General features: G+C 73.8%; 16 protein-coding genes and 1 riboswitch. Of the genes, 14 read left to right on the top strand and 2 right to left on the bottom strand.

Annotation, left to right across the window (positions count from 1 at the left end; all coding sequences use genetic code 11):
- Both HC251_RS11285 and HC251_RS11280 read left to right on the top strand, forming a co-directional pair.
- Positions 1 to 738, top strand: a complete 738-nt coding sequence (locus HC251_RS11285) for an SOS response-associated peptidase (RefSeq protein ID WP_219945382.1) — start codon at positions 1 to 3, stop codon at positions 736 to 738.
- A gap of 58 nt (positions 739 to 796) precedes the next feature.
- On the top strand, positions 797 to 2,293 hold the full coding sequence (locus HC251_RS11280) for a DUF2079 domain-containing protein (protein ID WP_219945381.1): 1,497 nt from the start codon (positions 797 to 799) through the stop codon (positions 2,291 to 2,293).
- Between the two features lie 13 nt (positions 2,294 to 2,306).
- On the opposite strand, the gene HC251_RS11275 is transcribed toward HC251_RS11280, so the two are convergent.
- Positions 2,307 to 2,732 carry an HIT family protein gene (locus HC251_RS11275; RefSeq protein WP_219945380.1) on the bottom strand — a complete coding sequence of 142 codons (426 nt, stop codon included), beginning with the start codon at positions 2,730 to 2,732 and terminating at the stop codon, positions 2,307 to 2,309.
- A 34-nt stretch (positions 2,733 to 2,766) separates the two neighbouring features.
- On the opposite strand from HC251_RS11275, the gene HC251_RS11270 reads away from it, so the two are divergent.
- The 8 genes from HC251_RS11270 (at position 2,767) to gcvT (ending at position 10,279) form a co-directional block, all read left to right on the top strand.
- On the top strand, positions 2,767 to 3,450 hold the full coding sequence (locus HC251_RS11270) for a CDP-alcohol phosphatidyltransferase family protein (protein WP_219945379.1): 684 nt from the start codon (positions 2,767 to 2,769) through the stop codon (positions 3,448 to 3,450).
- A gap of 10 nt (positions 3,451 to 3,460) precedes the next feature.
- Positions 3,461 to 5,947 (top strand): sugar phosphate nucleotidyltransferase, encoded by a 2,487-nt coding sequence (locus HC251_RS11265; protein ID WP_219945378.1) that lies wholly within the window; start codon positions 3,461 to 3,463, stop codon positions 5,945 to 5,947.
- A 177-nt stretch (positions 5,948 to 6,124) separates the two neighbouring features.
- Entirely contained in the window at positions 6,125 to 6,505 is a 381-nt protein-coding gene (gcvH, locus tag HC251_RS11260; RefSeq protein ID WP_219945377.1) for a glycine cleavage system protein GcvH, read from the top strand.
- A gap of 2 nt (positions 6,506 to 6,507) precedes the next feature.
- Positions 6,508 to 7,005: an FHA domain-containing protein gene (locus tag HC251_RS25995; protein WP_304608311.1), complete on the top strand. Its 498-nt coding sequence runs from the start codon at positions 6,508 to 6,510 to the stop codon at positions 7,003 to 7,005.
- A 25-nt stretch (positions 7,006 to 7,030) separates the two neighbouring features.
- Positions 7,031 to 7,999, top strand: a complete 969-nt coding sequence (locus HC251_RS11250) for a MerR family transcriptional regulator (RefSeq protein WP_219945376.1) — start codon at positions 7,031 to 7,033, stop codon at positions 7,997 to 7,999.
- A gap of 58 nt (positions 8,000 to 8,057) precedes the next feature.
- Positions 8,058 to 8,564 (top strand): bifunctional nuclease family protein, encoded by a 507-nt coding sequence (locus HC251_RS11245; protein WP_219945375.1) that lies wholly within the window; start codon positions 8,058 to 8,060, stop codon positions 8,562 to 8,564.
- A gap of 118 nt (positions 8,565 to 8,682) precedes the next feature.
- Positions 8,683 to 9,198, top strand: a complete 516-nt coding sequence (locus HC251_RS11240) for a MerR family transcriptional regulator (protein ID WP_219945374.1) — start codon at positions 8,683 to 8,685, stop codon at positions 9,196 to 9,198.
- A 25-nt stretch (positions 9,199 to 9,223) separates the two neighbouring features.
- Positions 9,224 to 10,279: a glycine cleavage system aminomethyltransferase GcvT gene (gene gcvT, locus HC251_RS11235; RefSeq protein WP_255566690.1), complete on the top strand. Its 1,056-nt coding sequence runs from the start codon at positions 9,224 to 9,226 to the stop codon at positions 10,277 to 10,279.
- A gap of 58 nt (positions 10,280 to 10,337) precedes the next feature.
- On the opposite strand, the gene gcvP is transcribed toward gcvT, so the two are convergent.
- Positions 10,338 to 13,229, bottom strand: coding sequence for an aminomethyl-transferring glycine dehydrogenase (gcvP, locus tag HC251_RS11230; protein ID WP_219945373.1), 2,892 nt, complete (start codon positions 13,227 to 13,229; stop codon positions 10,338 to 10,340).
- Positions 13,230 to 13,375: 146 nt separating this feature from the next.
- A riboswitch (glycine riboswitch) is annotated at positions 13,376 to 13,465 on the bottom strand.
- 156 nt (positions 13,466 to 13,621) lie between these two features.
- On the opposite strand from gcvP, the gene HC251_RS11225 reads away from it, so the two are divergent.
- From HC251_RS11225 to HC251_RS11210, 4 genes are all read left to right on the top strand, one after another.
- Positions 13,622 to 14,161: a hypothetical protein gene (locus HC251_RS11225; protein WP_219945372.1), complete on the top strand. Its 540-nt coding sequence runs from the start codon at positions 13,622 to 13,624 to the stop codon at positions 14,159 to 14,161.
- 49 nt (positions 14,162 to 14,210) lie between these two features.
- Positions 14,211 to 14,972, top strand: a complete 762-nt coding sequence (locus tag HC251_RS11220; protein ID WP_219945371.1) for a class II aldolase/adducin family protein — start codon at positions 14,211 to 14,213, stop codon at positions 14,970 to 14,972.
- Between the two features lie 118 nt (positions 14,973 to 15,090).
- On the top strand, positions 15,091 to 16,815 hold the full coding sequence (locus tag HC251_RS11215) for a hypothetical protein (protein WP_219945370.1): 1,725 nt from the start codon (positions 15,091 to 15,093) through the stop codon (positions 16,813 to 16,815).
- 58 nt (positions 16,816 to 16,873) lie between these two features.
- Positions 16,874 to 17,281, top strand: a complete 408-nt coding sequence (locus tag HC251_RS11210; RefSeq protein WP_219945369.1) for a hypothetical protein — start codon at positions 16,874 to 16,876, stop codon at positions 17,279 to 17,281.
- Positions 17,282 to 17,376 lie beyond the last annotated feature (95 nt).

Here is a 17,376-nt window from a genome sequence, read left to right as displayed (position 1 = left end):
ATGTGCGGCCGGTTCGTCTCCTCCAGCTCGCCGGCCGACCTGGCCTCCTACTTCGGCGCCGAGGGCACCGTCGACGAGGCGCTCGAGCCGACCTACAACGTGGCCCCCACCACCGACGTCTACGTGGTCCACGCCGACGGCGGGGTCCGTCGGGTCGACGCCTTCCACTGGGGCCTCGTCCCGGGCTGGGCCAAGGACCCCAAGGTCGGCAACCGCATGATCAACGCCCGCGCCGAGACCCTGGCCACCAAGGGTGCCTTCAAGCCGGCGTTCAGGCGGCGGCGCTGCATCGTCCCGGCCGACGGCTTCTACGAGTGGAAGAAGCTGCCGGGCCAGAAGCGCAAGCAGCCGTACTTCATCCACCGCCCCGACGACGAGCCCTTCGCCTTCGCCGGCCTGTGGGAGGTGTGGCGGGGCCCCCAGGGCGACGACGGTGCCGCCGAGAGCACCGAGCAGCTGCGCTCGACGACGATCATCACCACGGCCGCCAACGAGCCCATGCGGGCGATCCACGACCGCATGCCCGTCGTGCTGCCCCCGTCGGCCTGGGACGCCTGGCTCGACCCTGAGAACGACGACATCGACACGCTCGGCCGCCTGCTCGTCCCCGCGCCGCCGTCGCTCATCACCATGCACCCGGTGAGCACCGACGTGGGCAACGTCCGCAACCAGGGTCCGCACCTCATCGAGGCGATCCCGGCCGAGGCCACCGTCGAGCACGGCGGCGACCCCGGGTGACGGCCGAGGTCACCACGGTGACCAGGGGAGGGGGGCTATGAGCGGCGGACGGAGGAGGATGGGTCTCCGCCGGCGCCTCGACGCGTCCTCGCTGCGGTGGCAGGCCCGGCTCGACACGCCGTGGGTCGACCGGACCCTCCCGTGGGCCATCGGCGGCGTGCTGGCCGTCCTGCTGGCCACGATCGGCTTCGCCGTCCAGCGCCAGCTCGACGGGGGCCCGACCCTGGCGGTGTGGACCCAGGCGGCGTGGAACCTGGAGAACGGCCACGGCGCCTCGTCGTCGATCGCCGGGGGCAACGTGATCACCGGGCAGTGGGCGTTCACGTCGCTGCCCCTGCTGTGGTTGGGGCGCTGGATCCCCATGGGCCCGATGCTCGCCGTCGTGCAGCCCGTGTGCCTGGGCCTCGCCGTGGTCCCGATCTGGCGCATGGCCCGCGAGGTCGCCCGCCTCCGCCTCGGCGTCACCGTCGCCCTGAGCTTCGCCTACGCCGCCGCGCCCATCCTCTACACCGCCAACCTCAGCGGCTGGAGCGCGGTGGTCCCGGCGGTTCCCGCCCTGGCGTGGGCCTCGTGGTTCGGCCAGCGGCGGCGCTGGGTCGCCTACGGGGTGTGCGTCGTGATCGCCGTCGCGTCCCGCGCCGACGTCGGCCTGCTGCTGATCGCCTTCGGGCTCCTGGGGATCACCTCGGGCGACCGCCGCTCGGGCACGCTGACCGCCGCCCTCGGGACGGTCTGGACGGCGGCCTACCTCATCGTCGTCGCGCCCCCCGTCCCCAGCGGGCCCCTGACCTCGGGGGAGGCGGTCCTGGCCCGCGGCGAGGCACCGCTCGCCGTCCTCCGGGACCCGCTGCGCCTCGTCACCGACCTCGTCCTGCAGCCCAACGTCGGGGCCCTGGTGCTGCTGGTGGGTCCGTTCCTCTTCCTGCCCTTCGTGGTGCCCCGGTTCGCCCTCCCCGCCTTCCCGCCCATCGTGCTCGGCCTGGTGGGGGAGGAGGCGGTGCGGCAGGGGCTCGAGCCCGGCCCCGGCGCCGACCTGCTCCCGTCGGTGCTGATGCTCGCCGTCGTCCCCTTGGCCCTCGCCGCCGTGGTCGCCCTGGCCCGCATCGGCCAGCCCAGCGTGAGCCGCATCCGGGTCGACCACCGCGTGGTGGCCGCCATGGTCCTGGCGACCGTCGCCATCTTCGTCCAGGTCGCGCCGGCATCTCCGTTCAACGAACCGTGGTCGTGGGGCGGCCGCGACGCCGTCGACGGCGGCCGCATGCAGGCCGTCGACACCCTCGAGGAGGGCTACGGGCTGACCGGCGCCGTCGCCGTGTCGCCCCAGCTGACCGCGCTGGTGGCCGAGCGGTGGGCCGTCCACGAGCTACCGGTCGGGCCCCCGGACCGGGGCTGGCGCCCGACCGTCCCGGCCATCATCCTCGACACCACCGCGGTCGACGACGACGGCGACCGCATCTGGTCCGACAGCGACCAGATCACGGTGCTGGCCAACCTCCGCGGCCTCTCCTACGACGTCGCCTACGAGGGCGCCGGCGTCATCCTCCTGCTGCGCTGAGGAGGCCGGGCCGCTACGCGTCGGCCACGCCGGGGGCGCCGGCGGCGCGGAGGGCGTCGCGGAGGCGGGCGGCGGCGTCGTCGAGGGCGGCGGGATCGGGGTCGTGGTCGGCGTGGGCGAAGTCGAGCTGGTCGAGGCCCGTGAAGGGGACCAGGTGGACGTGGGCGTGGGGGACCTCCTCGCCGACCACCATGACGCCGACCTTGGTCGGCCGGAAGACCTCCTGCTGGGCCCGGCCGATGGTGCGGGCCACCTCCATCACGTGGGCCAGCAGGTCGGGCTCGAGGTCGATCCAGTGGTCGACCTCCTCGATCGGCACCACCAGCACGTGGCCGGGGGCGAGGGGGGCGATGGTGAGGAAGGCGACCGCCCTCTCGTCCCGCCAGACGAACCGTCCCGGGATCTCGCCCTCGATGATGCGCGTGAACAGCGTGGCCATGGGGCCGGACCCTACGACGCTCTATGGTCCGCCCGTGGGCGACGTCACCGCACCCGACCCGCCCGACGGGAGCCCGGCCCCGCCGGACGCGCCCGAGCCGGGCGGTGACCGCGTCGTCACCCTGCCGAACCTGATCACCGTCGTCCGGCTCTGCATGCTGCCGGTGTTCCTGTGGCTCCTGTTCGCCCGCGACGACCGCGTCTGGGCCGCCAGCGTCCTGGGCGCGCTCGGGGCCACCGACTTCCTCGACGGCTACATCGCCCGCCGCTGGCACCAGGTCTCGAACATCGGGAAGATCCTCGACCCCGTGGCCGACCGGCTGCTGTTCTTCGTCGGCGGGTTGGCGATCATCATCGACGGCAGCATCCCGCTGTGGGTGGCCTGGCTGGTGCTGATCCGCGAGGTCGTCGTGTCGATGGCCACCGTCGGGCTGGCCCTGGCCGGGGCCAAGCGCATCGACGTCACCTGGTTCGGCAAGGCGGGCACGTTCTGCGTGATGTTCGCCTTCCCCATGTTCCTCGCCTCCGAGGGCCAGCTGTTCTGGCGCGACCAGGCCCGGGTGCTCGCCTGGGCCTTCACCGTCCCCGGGCTCGTCCTCGGCTACGTCGCCCTCGGCCTCTACGTGCCCATCGGCCTGCGGGCCCTGCGCGAGGGCCGGGCCGCCCGGACGGGTGAGCCGGCCGCCCCGGGGGACGAGACGCCCACCGCCGGCCAGTAGGTTCGGACCCGTGAAGGCCGTCATCATGGCGGGCGGCGAGGGCTCACGCCTCCGCCCGCTCACCTCCCACACGCCCAAGCCCATGCTGCCCCTGGCCAACCGGCCGATGATGGAGCACATCGTGGGCCTCCTCCGCGACCACGGCTACACCGAGATCGTCGTGACCGTGGCCTTCCTGGCCAACCAGATCCGCAACTACTTCGGCGACGGGTCCGAGTTCGGCGTCGAGATGGTCTACGCGACCGAGGAGCAGCCCCTCGGCACCGCCGGGTCGGTCCGCAACGCCAAGGACGTGCTCGACGAGCGCTTCCTCGTGATCTCGGGCGACGTCCTCACCGACATCGACCTGTCGAAGATCGTGGCCGAGCACGAGGAGAAGGGGGCGCTGGCCACCATCGGGCTCATCGCCGTCGACGACCCCCTCGAGTTCGGCATCGTCATCACCCACGAGGACGGCTCGATCGAGCGGTTCCTGGAGAAGCCGACCTGGGGCCAGGTCTTCAGCGACACCATCAACACCGGCATCTTCGTGCTCGAGCCCGAGATCTTCGACTACATCGCGCCCGACCGGCCCGTCGACTTCTCCGGCGAGGTCTTCCCCCAGCTGCTGGCCGAGGGCAAGCCCATGATCGGCGCCGTGGCCGAGGGCTACTGGGAGGACGTGGGCACGCTCGAGGCCTACGTCCGGGCCCACCGCGACGTGCTCGACGGCACCGTCAAGGTCGACGTGCCCGGCTTCCAGCTGCGCGACGGCGTGTGGCTGGGGGAGGGGGCCGAGGTCCACCCCGACGCCGAGATCGTCGGCAACGCCGTGGTCGGTGCCGGGGTGCGGGTCGACGCCGGGGCCCGGGTCGGTCCCTACGCCGTGCTCGGGCGCAACACCCGGGTCCGCTCCGACGCCGTGATCGAGCGGTCGGTCGTCCACGAGAACGTGTACCTGGGCCAGGGGTCGCGCCTGCGCGGGTCGGTCGTCGGCCGCTCCACCGAGCTGCGCCGGGCGGCCCGCGCCGACGAGGGCTCGGTGCTGGGCGACGAGTGCTTCGTGGGCGAGGAGGCCGTCGTCGGCGCCGGGGTCAAGGTGTACCCCTTCAAGACGATCGAGGCCGGCGCCACCGTCAACTCGTCGATCATCCTGGAGTCGCGCGGGGCGCGCAGCCTGTTCGGCCTCTCGCGGGCCACCGGCCTGGCCAACGTCGACATGACGCCCGAGCTGGCCACCCGCATCGCCATGGCCTGGGCCACGTCGCTCCCGCGGGGCAGCACCGTCGTCACCTCCCGCGACTCCAGCCGGGCGTCGCGGATGCTCAAGCGGGCGCTGATGGCCGGGCTCAACGCCGGCGGGGTCGACGTCCTCGACCTCGAGGTGGCGTCGGTGCCGGTCACCCGCTTCGCCATCCGCCAGCCGGTGGTGTCGGGCGGGGTGAGCGTGCGCCTCGAGGGCGACGACCCCGACTCGATCGGGCTGCGGTTCATCGACGGCGACGGGCTCGACATCTCAGAGGCCTCGCAGCGCAAGATCGAGCGCCAGTTCTCCCGGGAGGACTTCCGACGGGTGCCGGCCGAGGAGATCGGCGACATCGGCTTCCCGCCCCGCGTGCTCGAGCACTACACCACGGCCCTGGGCCAGACGGTGGACCTGGCGGTCGTGCGCGAGGCCGGGTTCAAGATCGTGACCGACTACGGGTTCGGCTCGACCTCGTTCACCATGCCCAACGTGCTGGCCAAGCTGGGGGCCGAGGTCCTGTCGGTGAACCCCTACGCCTCGACCCAGGGCGCCATGAGCTTCGTGCGCCAGCGCGGCGCCGAGGCGGCCGCCCCGCTCGTGACCGCCGCCGGGGCCCACGTCGGCGCCGTCCTCGATCCCGACGGCGAGCGGCTCACCCTGATCGACGACGAGGGCCGGGTCCTGACCGACACCCAGGCCCTCCTCGCCCTGGTCCGCCTGGTGGCCGACCACATCGACGGCGACAAGATCGCCGTGCCGGTCAACGCCACCATCCAGGTGGCGAAGATGCTGGAGGGCCACGACATCACCGTGGTCGAGTCGAAGATGTCGTCGGCGGCCCTGATGGCGGCCTCCGAGGAGCCCGGGGTGGGCTTCGCCGCCACCACCGACGGTGGCTACATCCTGCCCGGCTTCCTCCCCGCCTTCGACGCCGCCGCCATGCTCGTCAAGCTGCTCGAGCTGCTGGCCCGCCACGACGTCCGGCTCTCGTCGGTGGTCGACGACCTGCCCCGGCCCCACATCGCCCACGAGACGGTCGTGACCCCGTGGGAGCAGAAGGGGCTGGTCATGCGGTCGCTGGTGGAGCGGGCCGACCCCGACCGGCTGATCCTGGTCGACGGGGTCAAGGTGCTCCACGACCACGGCTGGGCCCTGGCCCTGCCCGACCCGGCCGAGCCCCTCACCCACGTCTGGGCCGAGGGCGCCACCGACTCCGCCGCCCGCACCCGAGCCCAGGAGTACGGCCGACGGATCCGCCAGCTCGTGCGCTAGCACGAGATGGCGGAGTTTCGTCGGCAACAGGGACGGCGTCGGCGCAGCCGAAACCTCCAGGGCGGCGGGTGGGGTCGGCGGACGTGGATCCGGCAGCTCGTGCGCTAGCACGAGATGGCGGATCGGGGGCGAACCCTCTCGGAGAGGTCGAGGGCGCGGCTGAGGTAGGTTGCGACCATGAACCTCCCCGAGGACCTGCGCTACACCAAGGACCACGAGTGGGTGCGGGTGGAGGGCTCCCGCGTGCGGATCGGCATCACCGACTACGCCCAGGACGCCCTCGGCGACGTGGTGTTCGTCCAGGTGCCCGAGGCCGGCGCCGAGGTCGCCGCCGGTGCCACGATCAGCGAGGTGGAGTCGACCAAGTCGGTGTCGGAGATCTACGCCCCGGTCACCGGCTCGGTGGTCGCGGTCAACGCCGACCTGGGCGACGCCCCCGAGCGGCTGAACGACGATCCGTACGGCGAGGGGTGGATCTGCGAGCTCGAGGTGAGCGACACGGCGCAGCTCGACGACCTGCTCGACGCCGACGGCTACCGGAGCCTGATCGAGGAGTAGACGTGGCCGAGACCGAGTGCGGCCGTTGCGGCCACCACAACGCCCCAGACGCGAACTTCTGCTCCTCCTGCGGCGCGCCCATCGAGCACGACGACGGCCACGACCGCCCGACCATCCAGCTCCAGATCGACGGTCCCTCGGGCCAGTCCGACGAGGTCAGCCTCGATCTCGACGAGCTGCCCGGCATCGGGGTGCTCGTCGTCCGGGCCGGGCCCAACGCGGGGTCGACCTTCGCCGTCGACAAGGACGTCATCACCGCCGGGCGCCACCCCGACAGCGACATCTTCCTCGACGACATCACCGTGTCGCGCCGCCACGCCGAGGTCCGCAACGAGGGGGATCGGCTCGTGGTGGCCGACGTGGGCTCGCTGAACGGCACCTACCTCAACCGCGAGCGCATCGAGCAGGCCGAGCTCACCGACGGCGACACCGTGCAGGTCGGGAAGTTCAAGCTTGTGTTCGTGGCCGGGGCCCAGGCCGCCGGCGGAGCCGCGTCGTGACCCCCGTGCCGGCCGGGGCGGGGGCGTGACCGTGGCGGAACGGTCGCACCTGTCGATCGGCGAGGTCCTCAGCCTCCTCCAGGACGAGTTCCCCGACGTCACCATCTCCAAGATCCGCTTCCTCGAGAGCCAGGGCCTCCTCGACCCGGAGCGGACCCCGTCGGGCTACCGCAAGTTCTACGAGGCCGACGTCCGCCGGCTGCGGTGGATCCTCACCGAGCAGCGCGACAACTTCCTCCCGCTGAAGGTCATCAAGGATCGCCTCGACGAGGGCGTCGACGCCGAGCTGGCCGCGCCCGACCACGGTGGGAACGGGGCCTCCGCGGCCGTCCCGCTGGGCCAGGGCGGCGAGGAGCCCGCGGCCGCGGTGCCGGCCACGGCCGCCCCGTCGGCGAGCGGCGCCCCGACGGCACCGACCCCGACCGCAGCGGCCCCGGACCCGACCCCGACCGCACCGCCTCCGGTCGAGCCCGCCCCCGCGACGGCCCCACCGGAGCCCGAGCCCGCCCCGCTGCCCATCTGGATGGCCGACGCCGCCCGGGCCAAGGTCGACCGGGGCCGGTCCGGACGGCCGGCGGTGGGGGACGGTCCCGACCCGCTCGCCCACGAGGCCACCGCGGTGAGCCTCACCGTCGACGAGCTCCTGGCCGCCAGCGGGCTCACCCGGCAGCAGCTGAGCTCGCTCGAGGAGTACGGCCTGGTGCAGGGCCACGCCGTCGCCGACGACCGGTACTACGACGGCGAGGACCTCGTCATCGCCCAGAAGTCCGCGGGCTTCCTCGCCCACGGCGTCGAGGCCCGCCACCTCCGGATGTTCAAGACCGCGGCCGAGCGCGAGGCCGCCCTGCTCGAGCAGCTGGTGATGCCGCTGGTGAAGCAGCGCAACGCCGACGGCCAGCAGCAGGCCCACGAGACGGTCGTCGAGCTGGCCGGGCTGGCGCAGTCGCTGCGCGCCGCCCTGCTCCGGACCGCCCTGTCGAAGGACCTCGGGTAGGCGAGACCACCCCGAGGTGCCCGCCCCGCGGTGGGTGGGCGGCGGTAGGGTGCGGGGGATGGTCGAGATGGATCTCGTCGGCGTGCGGGTGGAGCTCCCCTCCAACACCCCGATCGCGCTCCTGCGAGAGCGCACCGGCGCCCGCCGCGTCCTCCCGATCTTCATCGGCGGACCCGAGGCCACGGCGATCGCCTTCGCCCTCGAGGAGGTCGTGACGCCCCGGCCCATGACCCACGACCTGATGCGGAACCTGCTCGACGACCTCGGCGTCAGCATCGAGTCGGTCACCGTCACCGAGCTGCGCGACCGCACCTTCTACGCCGAGATCGAGCTCCACGCCGCCGACGGGGTCCACCGGGTGTCGAGCCGCCCCTCCGACGCCATCGCCCTCGCCGTGCGGATCGGCACCCCGATCTACGCCGCCGAGGAGGTCCTCGACGAAGCCGCCTTCCAGGCCGAGGACGAAGACGACGACGAGGCCGTCGAGGAGGAGGAGGCCGAGGAGGTCGTCGAGCAGTTCAAGGAGTTCATCGACAACGTGAGCCCCGAGGACTTCGCCTCCTAGCCCGCCGCCCCCTGGTGGGGGCGCACCTCGTTGACCGGCGCGCGCTCGGGGCGTACGGTGGACGGCCCACAGCGCCGTAACTACGACCGTGTGATGCGCTGGGGCACGGAGGAGCGGGATGGACGGACAGCCGGACGACACAGCGACGACGGGTGCGGTCGCGACCGACCCCGGGTTCAGCGGCAAGGCCGCGGCCGAGATCGTGGGCATCACGTACCGGCAGCTCGACTACTGGGCCCGCACCGACCTGATCCGCCCCGAGCTGGCCGAGGCCAAGGGCAGCGGGTCCCGCCGGCGCTACTCGTACCGCAACCTGCTCGAGCTGAAGCTGGTGAAGACCATGCTCGACTCGGGCATCAAGCTCGAGTCCGTGCGCGACGCCTTCGGCTACCTCCGCTCCGAGGGCACCGACATCTCCGCCGCCCGGCTCGTCATCGCCGGCACCTCCGCAGTGCTGGTCAAGGACGACGTCGAGATGATCGACGTGGTCAACCGGTACCACGGCCAGGGCGTGCTCAACCTCAACCTGGTCACCCTCGACGGCCTCAAGGGCGAGCTCGACACCGCCGTGCACCAGCTGCGGCCGACGATCGCGCCCGCCGCCGACGCCGTCCCCCAGGTCGCCCAGGCCTGATCCCGTCCGCCGGTACGCTCCGGCCGTGACCCGCACCTCCCCGCTCGACGCCGTCCACCGCGCCCTCGGCGCTCGCATGGTCCCGTTCGGGGGGTGGGACATGCCGGTCAGCTACCCCAGCGGGACCCTCGCCGAGCACGAGGCCTGCCGCACCGACGCCGTCGTCTTCGACGTCAGCCACCTCGGCACCGTGCGCATCGAGGGGCCCGAGGCGCTCGACCGCCTGCAGGCCGCCTTCACCAACGACCTGCGCCGCATCGGCCCGGGCCGGGCCCAGTACACCCACCTGCTCGACGCCGAGGACGCCTCCGTGCTCGACGACATCATCGTGTGGTGGGTGGGGGAGGAGCGCTTCGACGTCATGCCCAACGCCTCCAACACCGACCGGGTCACCGGGGCGCTGGGGGAGGGGGCCGTCGACGTCACCGCCGCTCGGGCCGTGCTGGCGGTGCAGGGCCCCGAGGCCCGGGCCCGGGTCGCCGCCGTGATCCCCGAGGCCGCGGCCGTGCCCCGGTTCGGCGTCGCCCGCACCGTCTGGTCCGGGGTCGACTGCGTGGCCGCCGGTACCGGCTACACCGGCGAGGACGGGATCGAGGTCGCCGTCCCGGCCGAGGCGGCCGACGCCCTGTGGGAGGCCATCGTCGGCACCGGGGTCGTCCCCGCCGGCCTCGGCGCCCGCGACACCCTCCGGCTCGAGGCCGGGCTCCCGCTCCACGGCCACGAGCTGGGCCCCGGGATCACCCCGCTCCAGGCCGGGCTGGGCTGGGTCGTGCGGTGGGACAAGGGCGACTTCATCGGCCGCGAGCCCCTCGCCGCCGAGAAGGAGCGGGGCATCTCCCGCCGGCTGCGCGGGCTCGTCGTGGAGGGCCGGCGCCCGCCCCGCGAGGGCCAGGCCGTCGTCCGTGACGGCGAGCCCGTCGGCGAGGTCACGAGCGGCAACTTCTCGCCGACCCTCGGCCACGGGATCGCCCTCGCCTTCGTGCCCCCCGACGTCGCCATCGGTGACCGGCTGGCCATCGACGTCCGCGGCACCGAGGTCCCCGCGACCGTCGTGAAGACGCCCTTCCTGACCACGAGCTGACGAGGTCACGCCGCTCGCCGGTCGGAGTGGGTCAGACCCACTCCGACCGCAGCGACCGCTACTGGTAGTCGGACACGGGGGGGCAGGAGCAGACGAGGTGGCGGTCGCCGTGGCCGCCGTCGATGCGCCGCACCGGCGGCCAGTACTTGTCGGCCTTCGACACCGACGCCGGGAAGGCGGCCTGGGCCCGGGTGAACGGGTGCTCCCAGTCGTCTCCCAGCACGGACTCGGCCGTCCACGGGGCGCCTGTGAGGACGCCGGGCATCTCGTCGACCTCGGCCCGAATGGCGATCAGGGCGTCGCAGAAGCGGTCGATCTCCCGCAGGTCCTCGCTCTCGGTCGGCTCGACCATGAGGGTCCCGGCCACCGGGAAGCTCATGGTCGGGGCGTGGAACCCGTAGTCGATCAGCCGCTTGGCCACGTCGTCGACGGTGATGCCGGTGGCCTTGGTGAGGGGTCGGAGGTCGATGATGCACTCGTGGGCGACGAGGCCGTTCCGCCCCGTGTAGAGCACCGGGTAGTGCTCGGCCAGGCGGCGGGCGATGTGGTTGGCGTTGAGGATGGCGACCTGGGTGGCCCGACGCAGGCCCTCGCCCCCCATCATGCGGACGTAGGCCCAGGGGATCGGGAGGATCCCCGCCGACCCCCAGGGCGCGGCCGACACCGGCCCCGGCCCCGTCTCGGACCCGCACTCGGGCACGACCGGGTGGTTGGGGAGGAACGGGGCCAGGTGCTCGCCCACCGCGACCGGGCCGACCCCCGGGCCGCCGCCCCCGTGGGGGATGCAGAAGGTCTTGTGCAGGTTCAGGTGGCTCACGTCGGCCCCGAAGCGGCCGGGGCGGGCCAGGCCCACCATGGCGTTGAGGTTGGCCCCGTCGAGGTACACCTGGCCGCCGGCGTCGTGGACGGCGGCGCAGATCTCGCGGATCTCCTGCTCGAAGACGCCGTGGGTCGACGGGTAGGTGACCATCAGGGCGGCGATGCGGCCGGCGTGGGCGTCGATCTGGGCCCGGAGGTCGTCGAGGTCGACGTTGCCGTCGTCGTCGCACGCCGTCACCACGACCTGCATGCCCGCCATGACCGCGCTGGCGGCGTTGGTGCCGTGGGCCGACGAGGGGATCAGGCACACGTCGCGGCCCTCGTCGCCGCGGGAGCGGTGGTAGGCGCGGATGGCGAGCAGGCCGGCCAGCTCGCCCTGGCTCCCGGCGTTGGGCTGCACCGAGCACGCCGCGTACCCCGTGATGGCCACCAGCCACGACTCCAGGTCGTCGATCAGGCGGCGGTAGCCCTGGGTCTGCTCGGCGGGGGCGAAGGGGTGGAGACCGGCGAAGCCGGGCCAGGTGATGGGCTCCATCTCGGCTGCGGCGTTGAGCTTCATGGTGCACGACCCGAGCGGGATCATGGCCCGGTCGAGGGCGATGTCGCGGTCGGACAGCCGGCGCAGGTAGCGCATCATCGCCGTCTCCGACCGGTACGACGAGAACACCGGGTGCTCGCAGAACCCGCTCGTCCGCACCAGCCCGTCGGGCACGGCAGGGGCGCCGTCGCCGACCTCGTCGGCCGTGCGGGCGGCGTCGGCCGGCACCCCGAAGGCGGCCAGCACGGCGTCGAGGTGGGCCACCGTGGTCTGCTCGTCGCACGACGCGGCGACGTGGTCGGCGTCGACCCGGCGCAGGTTCACCCCGCCCTCGAGGGCCGCGGCGACGACGGCGTCGGCCCGGCCCGGCACCCGCACCAGCACGGTGTCGAAGAAGGTGTCGTGGACGACCTCCGCCCCGCCGTCGGCCAGGGCCCGGGCGAGGGTCCGGGCGGCGCGGTGGACCCGCTCGGCGATGGCCGCCAGGCCGTCGGGTCCGTGGTAGACGGCGTAGGACGAGGCGATGACGGCCAGGAGCACCTGCGCCGTGCAGATGTTGCTGGTCGCCTTCTCGCGCCGGATGTGCTGCTCGCGCGTCTGGAGGGCGAGCCGCAGGGCAGGGGCGCCGTCGGCGTCGATCGACACCCCGACGAGGCGGCCCGGCAGGGAGCGCTGGAGGCCGTCGCGCACGGCCATGTAGCCGGCGTGGGGACCGCCGAAGCCCATGGGGACCCCGAGGCGCTGGGCCGACCCGACGACGACGTCGGCGCCGATCTCGCCCGGCGGGCGCAGCAGGCACAGGGCCAGGGGGTCGGCGGCGAAGGCGACGATGGCGCCCCGCTCGTGGGCCGCGGCGACCAGGGCGGCGTCGTCGCGGACCAGGCCGGTGGTGGTGGGGTACTGGACGAGGACCCCGAAGGCGTCGCCCGAGCTGCCTGCGCCACTCGCCAGCTCGTCGGCGGTGGGGAACCCGGCGCCGAGGTCGGCCTCGACGATGCGGATGCCCAGGGGCTCGGCCCGGGTCGCGACCACGGCCAAGGTCTGGGGGTGGCAGCCGGTGTCGACGACGAAGGGGGCGTCGGCCGGCGCCTTGGACGCCCGGCGGGCGAGGGTCATGGCCTCCGCCGCCGCGGTCGCCTCGTCGAGCAGGGAGGCGTTGGCCAGGGCCAGCCCGCTGAGATCGGTGACCAGGGTCTGGAAGTTGAGCAGGGCCTCGAGCCGGCCCTGGGAGATCTCGGGCTGGTACGGCGTGTAGGCCGTGTACCAGGCCGGGTTCTCCAGGATCGAGCGCCGGATCACCGGGGGGGTGACGGTGCCGTGGTAGCCCATGCCGATCATCGACGTGACCACCTGGTTGCGGGCGGCCAGGGCCCTCAGCTCGGCGAGGGCCTCCTCCTCGCCCACGGCCTCGGGCAGGTCGAGGGGCGCCGCCTCGCGGATGCCGGCCGGGACGGCGTCGTCGACCAGCTCCTCGAGCGAGCCGTAGCCGAGGGCGGCCAGCATGGCGGCCTGCTCGTCGTCGGTGGGGCCGATGTGACGGGCCGCGAACGGGACGCCGGATCCGGCGGAGGTGAGGCGGGGACGGTCGGACATGGGTCCTCCGGAGGGCGGTGGGACGGGGTCGGCCGGGCGGCCTCGGATCGTCCTCCCCACGCTGTCATCGGCACCTGAGAGGTTCACCGGCGGACCGGCTTGCACCTTGGGTGGACCGGTCGGGGCCGGTCGCTTTCCAGCGTCGCCTCGTCCGTGCGGTCCTGGGGCCTGAGAGATTCCGGGGAGGGACTTGCTCCTTCGGCGGCCCGACGCTGGGCCTCTCCCGCACGGTGTCGGCAGCCCGGGGAGCGTACCAGCGGGGGGGTGGCCCCCGGGGGTCCGGTCCCCCCGGCGGTTGCGTAGTGACCGCTCATCCGGCCGCCGCCGATCTCGACCATGGTGAGCGTCGGGCCCCGACCGGGGCCCGACGCTGACGATGAGGAGTGGTGGAGATGGACGTTCGCCGTGGAGTGGCCGCAGGCCTGGTGGGCCTGGCCCTGGTGGCCGGCACGGCCGGGTGCGGCAAGATCGGCGAGAAGGTGGCCGAGGAGGCCATCGAGCGCAACAGCGACTGCGAGGACATCGACATCGACGCCGACGAGGGCGCGGTGTCGGGCAGCTGCTCGGGCGACGGGTTCGATGCCAGCGTCTCCGGCGACGCCGAGCTGCCCGCCGAGTGGCCCGCCGACCTGGCCGTGCCCGAGGGCCTGGCCATCGTCACGTCGACCTCGACCGACACGCCGGTGCTCTCGCTCAACGTCGTCGGATCGGTCGACGGCGAGGTGCCGGCCGTCTACGAGACCATCAAGACCCAGCTCACGGCGGCGGGCTTCACGATCGACACCGACTCCCTGGCCGAGGGGCCGACCGGCCCCAGCGGCACCCTCGCCGCCACCGGTCCGGAGCTCACGGCCGCCGTGGTCGTGGCCGACAACGTCAGCGGCATCGGCGGGCCCGTGTCGGTGACCTACTCCCTCACCGCCCTCGGCTGACGCCCTCGCGTAGGGTGGACGACATCGCTCCGCCCGCCGGGAGAACCTCATGACCGACCTGATGCCCGCCAGCCCCTTCGTCGAGCGCACGCCCGACGAGGAGCGCGCCCACCGCAAGCGGCGGCTGGCGGCGGCGTTCCGGATCTTCGGGCGCTTCGGGTTCGACGAGGGCGTGGCCGGGCACATCACCGCCCGCGACCCCGAGCGGCTCGACCACTTCTGGGTCAACCCCTTCGGGATGAGCTTCAAGCAGATCAAGGCGTCGGACCTGATCCTCTGCGACCACGACGGCAACGTGGTCGAGGGCTCCTGGCCGGTGAACCGGGCCGCCTTCGCCATCCACTCCCGCATCCACCACGCCCGCCCAGACGTCGTCGCCGCCGCCCACTCCCACAGCAAGTACGGGCGGGCCTTCTCCACCCTGCGGCGCCCGCTCCGGCCCCTCACCCAGGACTCGTGCATCTTCTTCGAGGACCACGTCCTCTTCGACGACTACACCGGCGTGGTCGACGACCCGGCCGAGGGCGACCGCATCGCCGCCGCCCTGGGCGGGGCCAAGGCGGCCATCTTGGCCAACCACGGCCTGCTCACCGTCGGCCACAGCGTCGACGAGGCCCTCTTCTGGTACGTGACGATGGAGCGGACCTGCGAGGTCGAGCTGTCGGCCCGCGCCGCCGGCGAGCCCCACGAGATCGATCCCGAGGTGGCGGCCCTGACCCGCTCGCAGGTCGGCACCAACCTGGCCGGCTGGTTCAGCGCCCAACCCCTGTTCGACTGGATCGAGGCGGTCGAGCCCGACCTCGCCGGGTAGCCCGTTCGGGCGATCGGCGGGCCGGCACCTGGTGATCCGACCGCCGGGCCGACAATCCGACGCGCCGAGGCCTGGATCTGGCCGGTCCGCCGCCGATGGACCCTCCGGACGCGCTGCCGTGGCGCGGAAGATGGAGGAGCACATGGAGCACGGGGAGCAGGTCCACCTGCTGCTCAGCGCGCCCGGCCAGCCTCCTGCGACCCTCCCCGCCTCGCCCTGGCGGGCCTGGCTGCCCTCGCCCCGGGGACCCATCGACCCGACGACGGCGGCCGACGGCCTCCGGCTGTCGCCGATGGCCCACCGGGCCGAGCGGGCGCTGGTCGCAGCGGTGGCCAAGGACGACGTCGACGGCCTGGGCCGGTTGGCGACCCAGCCGGGACCGGCCCAGGACCCGGCCTGGGTGCTGGCCGCCCTCCGACTGGCGACCATCGACGGCCCGTCGGCCATCGACCTGCTCCAGCCCCTGGCCACGGCGGCCCACGAGCCGACCGAGTCGAAGCTCCTGCGCAAGCACTGGGGCGACCTGACCGTCCAGGTCAACCTGGCCCCCAGCGTCCCCGTCCTGCTCCGCCTGAGCCGCACCGCGCTCGGGCTGCTGGCCGCCGAGCTGCTCGTCGACGCCGGGCGCATCGGCGAGGCCCTGTCACTCCTCGAGACGTACCCGCCGCGGTCGGCCGTCGTGCTGGCCAAGGCCGCCGCCCTGCTGGCCCAGGGCGAGCACGCCCGCGTCCTCGAGATCACCTCGGCGCTGCCCAACGTCGACGACCTGTCGGCCCTGGCCCTCGTCGCCCGCAGCGTCGCCTGCCGGACGCTCCAGGACCTGCCCGGCGCCCTCGACGCCGTGTGCGAGGCCCTGTCCGACGCCGATCGCAGCGGCGCCGTCATCGCCGCCGCACTCGAGGAGCGGTCGCACCTCTACTCCCTCGCCGGCGACACCGCCGCCGCCCACGTCGACCTCGGGGTGCTCGCCGCCATGGCCAGCGGCCAGACCGACGTGCCCATCCCGCCGCCGGCGACGCTCCGGCGGTCCGACGAGCCGTCCGAGGACGACGCCCTCGACCGGGCCCGCAACCGCATCCGGCGGCGCATCACGGGCGTCGGCGCCCCCGGCACCTTCGGCGGGCGCCACCACAGCACCTACCGGGACGAGATCGCCACCATGTTCGCCCTCGGGCAGGTCGATGCCGTCGAGGAGCTCCTCCTCGGCCTGCTCGACGTGGTCGAGGACGAGGTCGACGAGCTCGGCGTCCAACTGGACCCCACCTTCTTCCTGACCCTGGCCGACCTCTACCAGGACAGCGGTCGGACCGACGAGCTGGTCGCCCTGCGCGAGCGCTACGACGACGCCGAGGCCCGGTCCGCCCACCGGGTCATCGAGCCGGTCGAGCACGAGGTCGGCCACGACCCGGGCGGCGTCGACCTGGCCAAGCCGGCCCCGGTCCCCCCGGCCGACGAGGTGACGGACGCTGCCACCGACGGCGGGGGAGAGGGGACCGTCGTCACCGAGACCGCCATCCGGGGGACGGCCCTCGTCCCCGACCCGGCCGAGACCCCGGCGCCGGGGGAGGGCACCGCGCTCGGCGGCGCCGGTCCCGAGCCCGTCGCCGAGGCCGAGCCGGCACCGACCGACGAGGTGGCCGCAGAGCACGAGCCCGCGGCGACGACCGACGAGGTGGCCGCAGAGCACGAGCCGGCGGCGCCGACCGATGCGCCGGCAGCACCGACCGATGAGCCGGCGTCCGACGCCGACCCGGAGCCGGTCGACCTGGTCGACCACGCCGACGAGCGGCCGTTGACGCCCGTCGAGCGGGCGGTCCGGGGCCCGCGGGTGCGATCGCTCTAGGGAGTCGCGCACGGAGCATCCACCGCCCGCCCCTCCGCATCGGGCTACGTTTCGTCACGTGACGAAACGACCGGTCGGGGACGAGGGCGGGGGATCCGCCCCCCGGCGCGACCCTCGCGCCGACGAGCGCTGCCGGTGGTGCGGCCGCCGGCTCCCGGACCGGGCCCGCACCGGCCGGCCCCGGAGGTACTGCCGGCCCGGGTGCCGCCAGCAGGCCCACATGGCCCGCAAGCTGGCCGCCGTCCACGGGCTCGGTGACGACGACGTCATCGTCGCCCGCCAGGCGGTCGAGGAGCTCCAGGGCGCGCTGTACTGCCTGCAGGCCGCCATCGAGGACGCCGACGCCGACCTGGCCGACGCCGGCGACGACCCCGCCGAGCTGCGCCGAGCCATCGCCTGGCTCCTCGACAACGCCCGCCCGGCCGCCGCCCTCTGGATCGAACCCCGGACCGGTGGGGTTACTTGACAGAACCTACATTATCGGCGCCTCCGAGGGGAGGCGGCTGCGCCGCGTGCGCTCTTGAGGCGCCGATAATGTCGCCCAGCGCGCGGGGAGACGGT

The sequence above is a fragment of the Iamia sp. SCSIO 61187 genome, from assembly GCF_019443745.1.
In the GTDB taxonomy this organism is placed as follows: domain Bacteria; phylum Actinomycetota; class Acidimicrobiia; order Acidimicrobiales; family Iamiaceae; genus Iamia.
This window is presented reverse-complemented; position numbering and strand designations above follow the sequence as displayed.

What these genes read in the sequence shown, in the direction of transcription:
- HC251_RS11285 (WP_219945382.1), top strand. Translation starts at nt 1, where the DNA reads ATGTGCGGCCGGTTCGTCTCCTCCAGCTCGCCGGCCGACCTGGCCTCC.
- HC251_RS11280 (WP_219945381.1), top strand. Translation starts at nt 797, where the DNA reads ATGGGTCTCCGCCGGCGCCTCGACGCGTCCTCGCTGCGGTGGCAGGCC.
- HC251_RS11275 (WP_219945380.1), bottom strand. Translation starts at nt 2,732, where the DNA reads ATGGCCACGCTGTTCACGCGCATCATCGAGGGCGAGATCCCGGGACGG.
- gcvH (WP_219945377.1), top strand. Translation starts at nt 6,125, where the DNA reads ATGAACCTCCCCGAGGACCTGCGCTACACCAAGGACCACGAGTGGGTG.
- HC251_RS11245 (WP_219945375.1), top strand. Translation starts at nt 8,058, where the DNA reads ATGGTCGAGATGGATCTCGTCGGCGTGCGGGTGGAGCTCCCCTCCAAC.
- HC251_RS11240 (WP_219945374.1), top strand. Translation starts at nt 8,683, where the DNA reads ATGGACGGACAGCCGGACGACACAGCGACGACGGGTGCGGTCGCGACC.
- gcvP (WP_219945373.1), bottom strand. Translation starts at nt 13,229, where the DNA reads ATGTCCGACCGTCCCCGCCTCACCTCCGCCGGATCCGGCGTCCCGTTC.
- HC251_RS11225 (WP_219945372.1), top strand. Translation starts at nt 13,622, where the DNA reads ATGGACGTTCGCCGTGGAGTGGCCGCAGGCCTGGTGGGCCTGGCCCTG.
- HC251_RS11220 (WP_219945371.1), top strand. Translation starts at nt 14,211, where the DNA reads ATGACCGACCTGATGCCCGCCAGCCCCTTCGTCGAGCGCACGCCCGAC.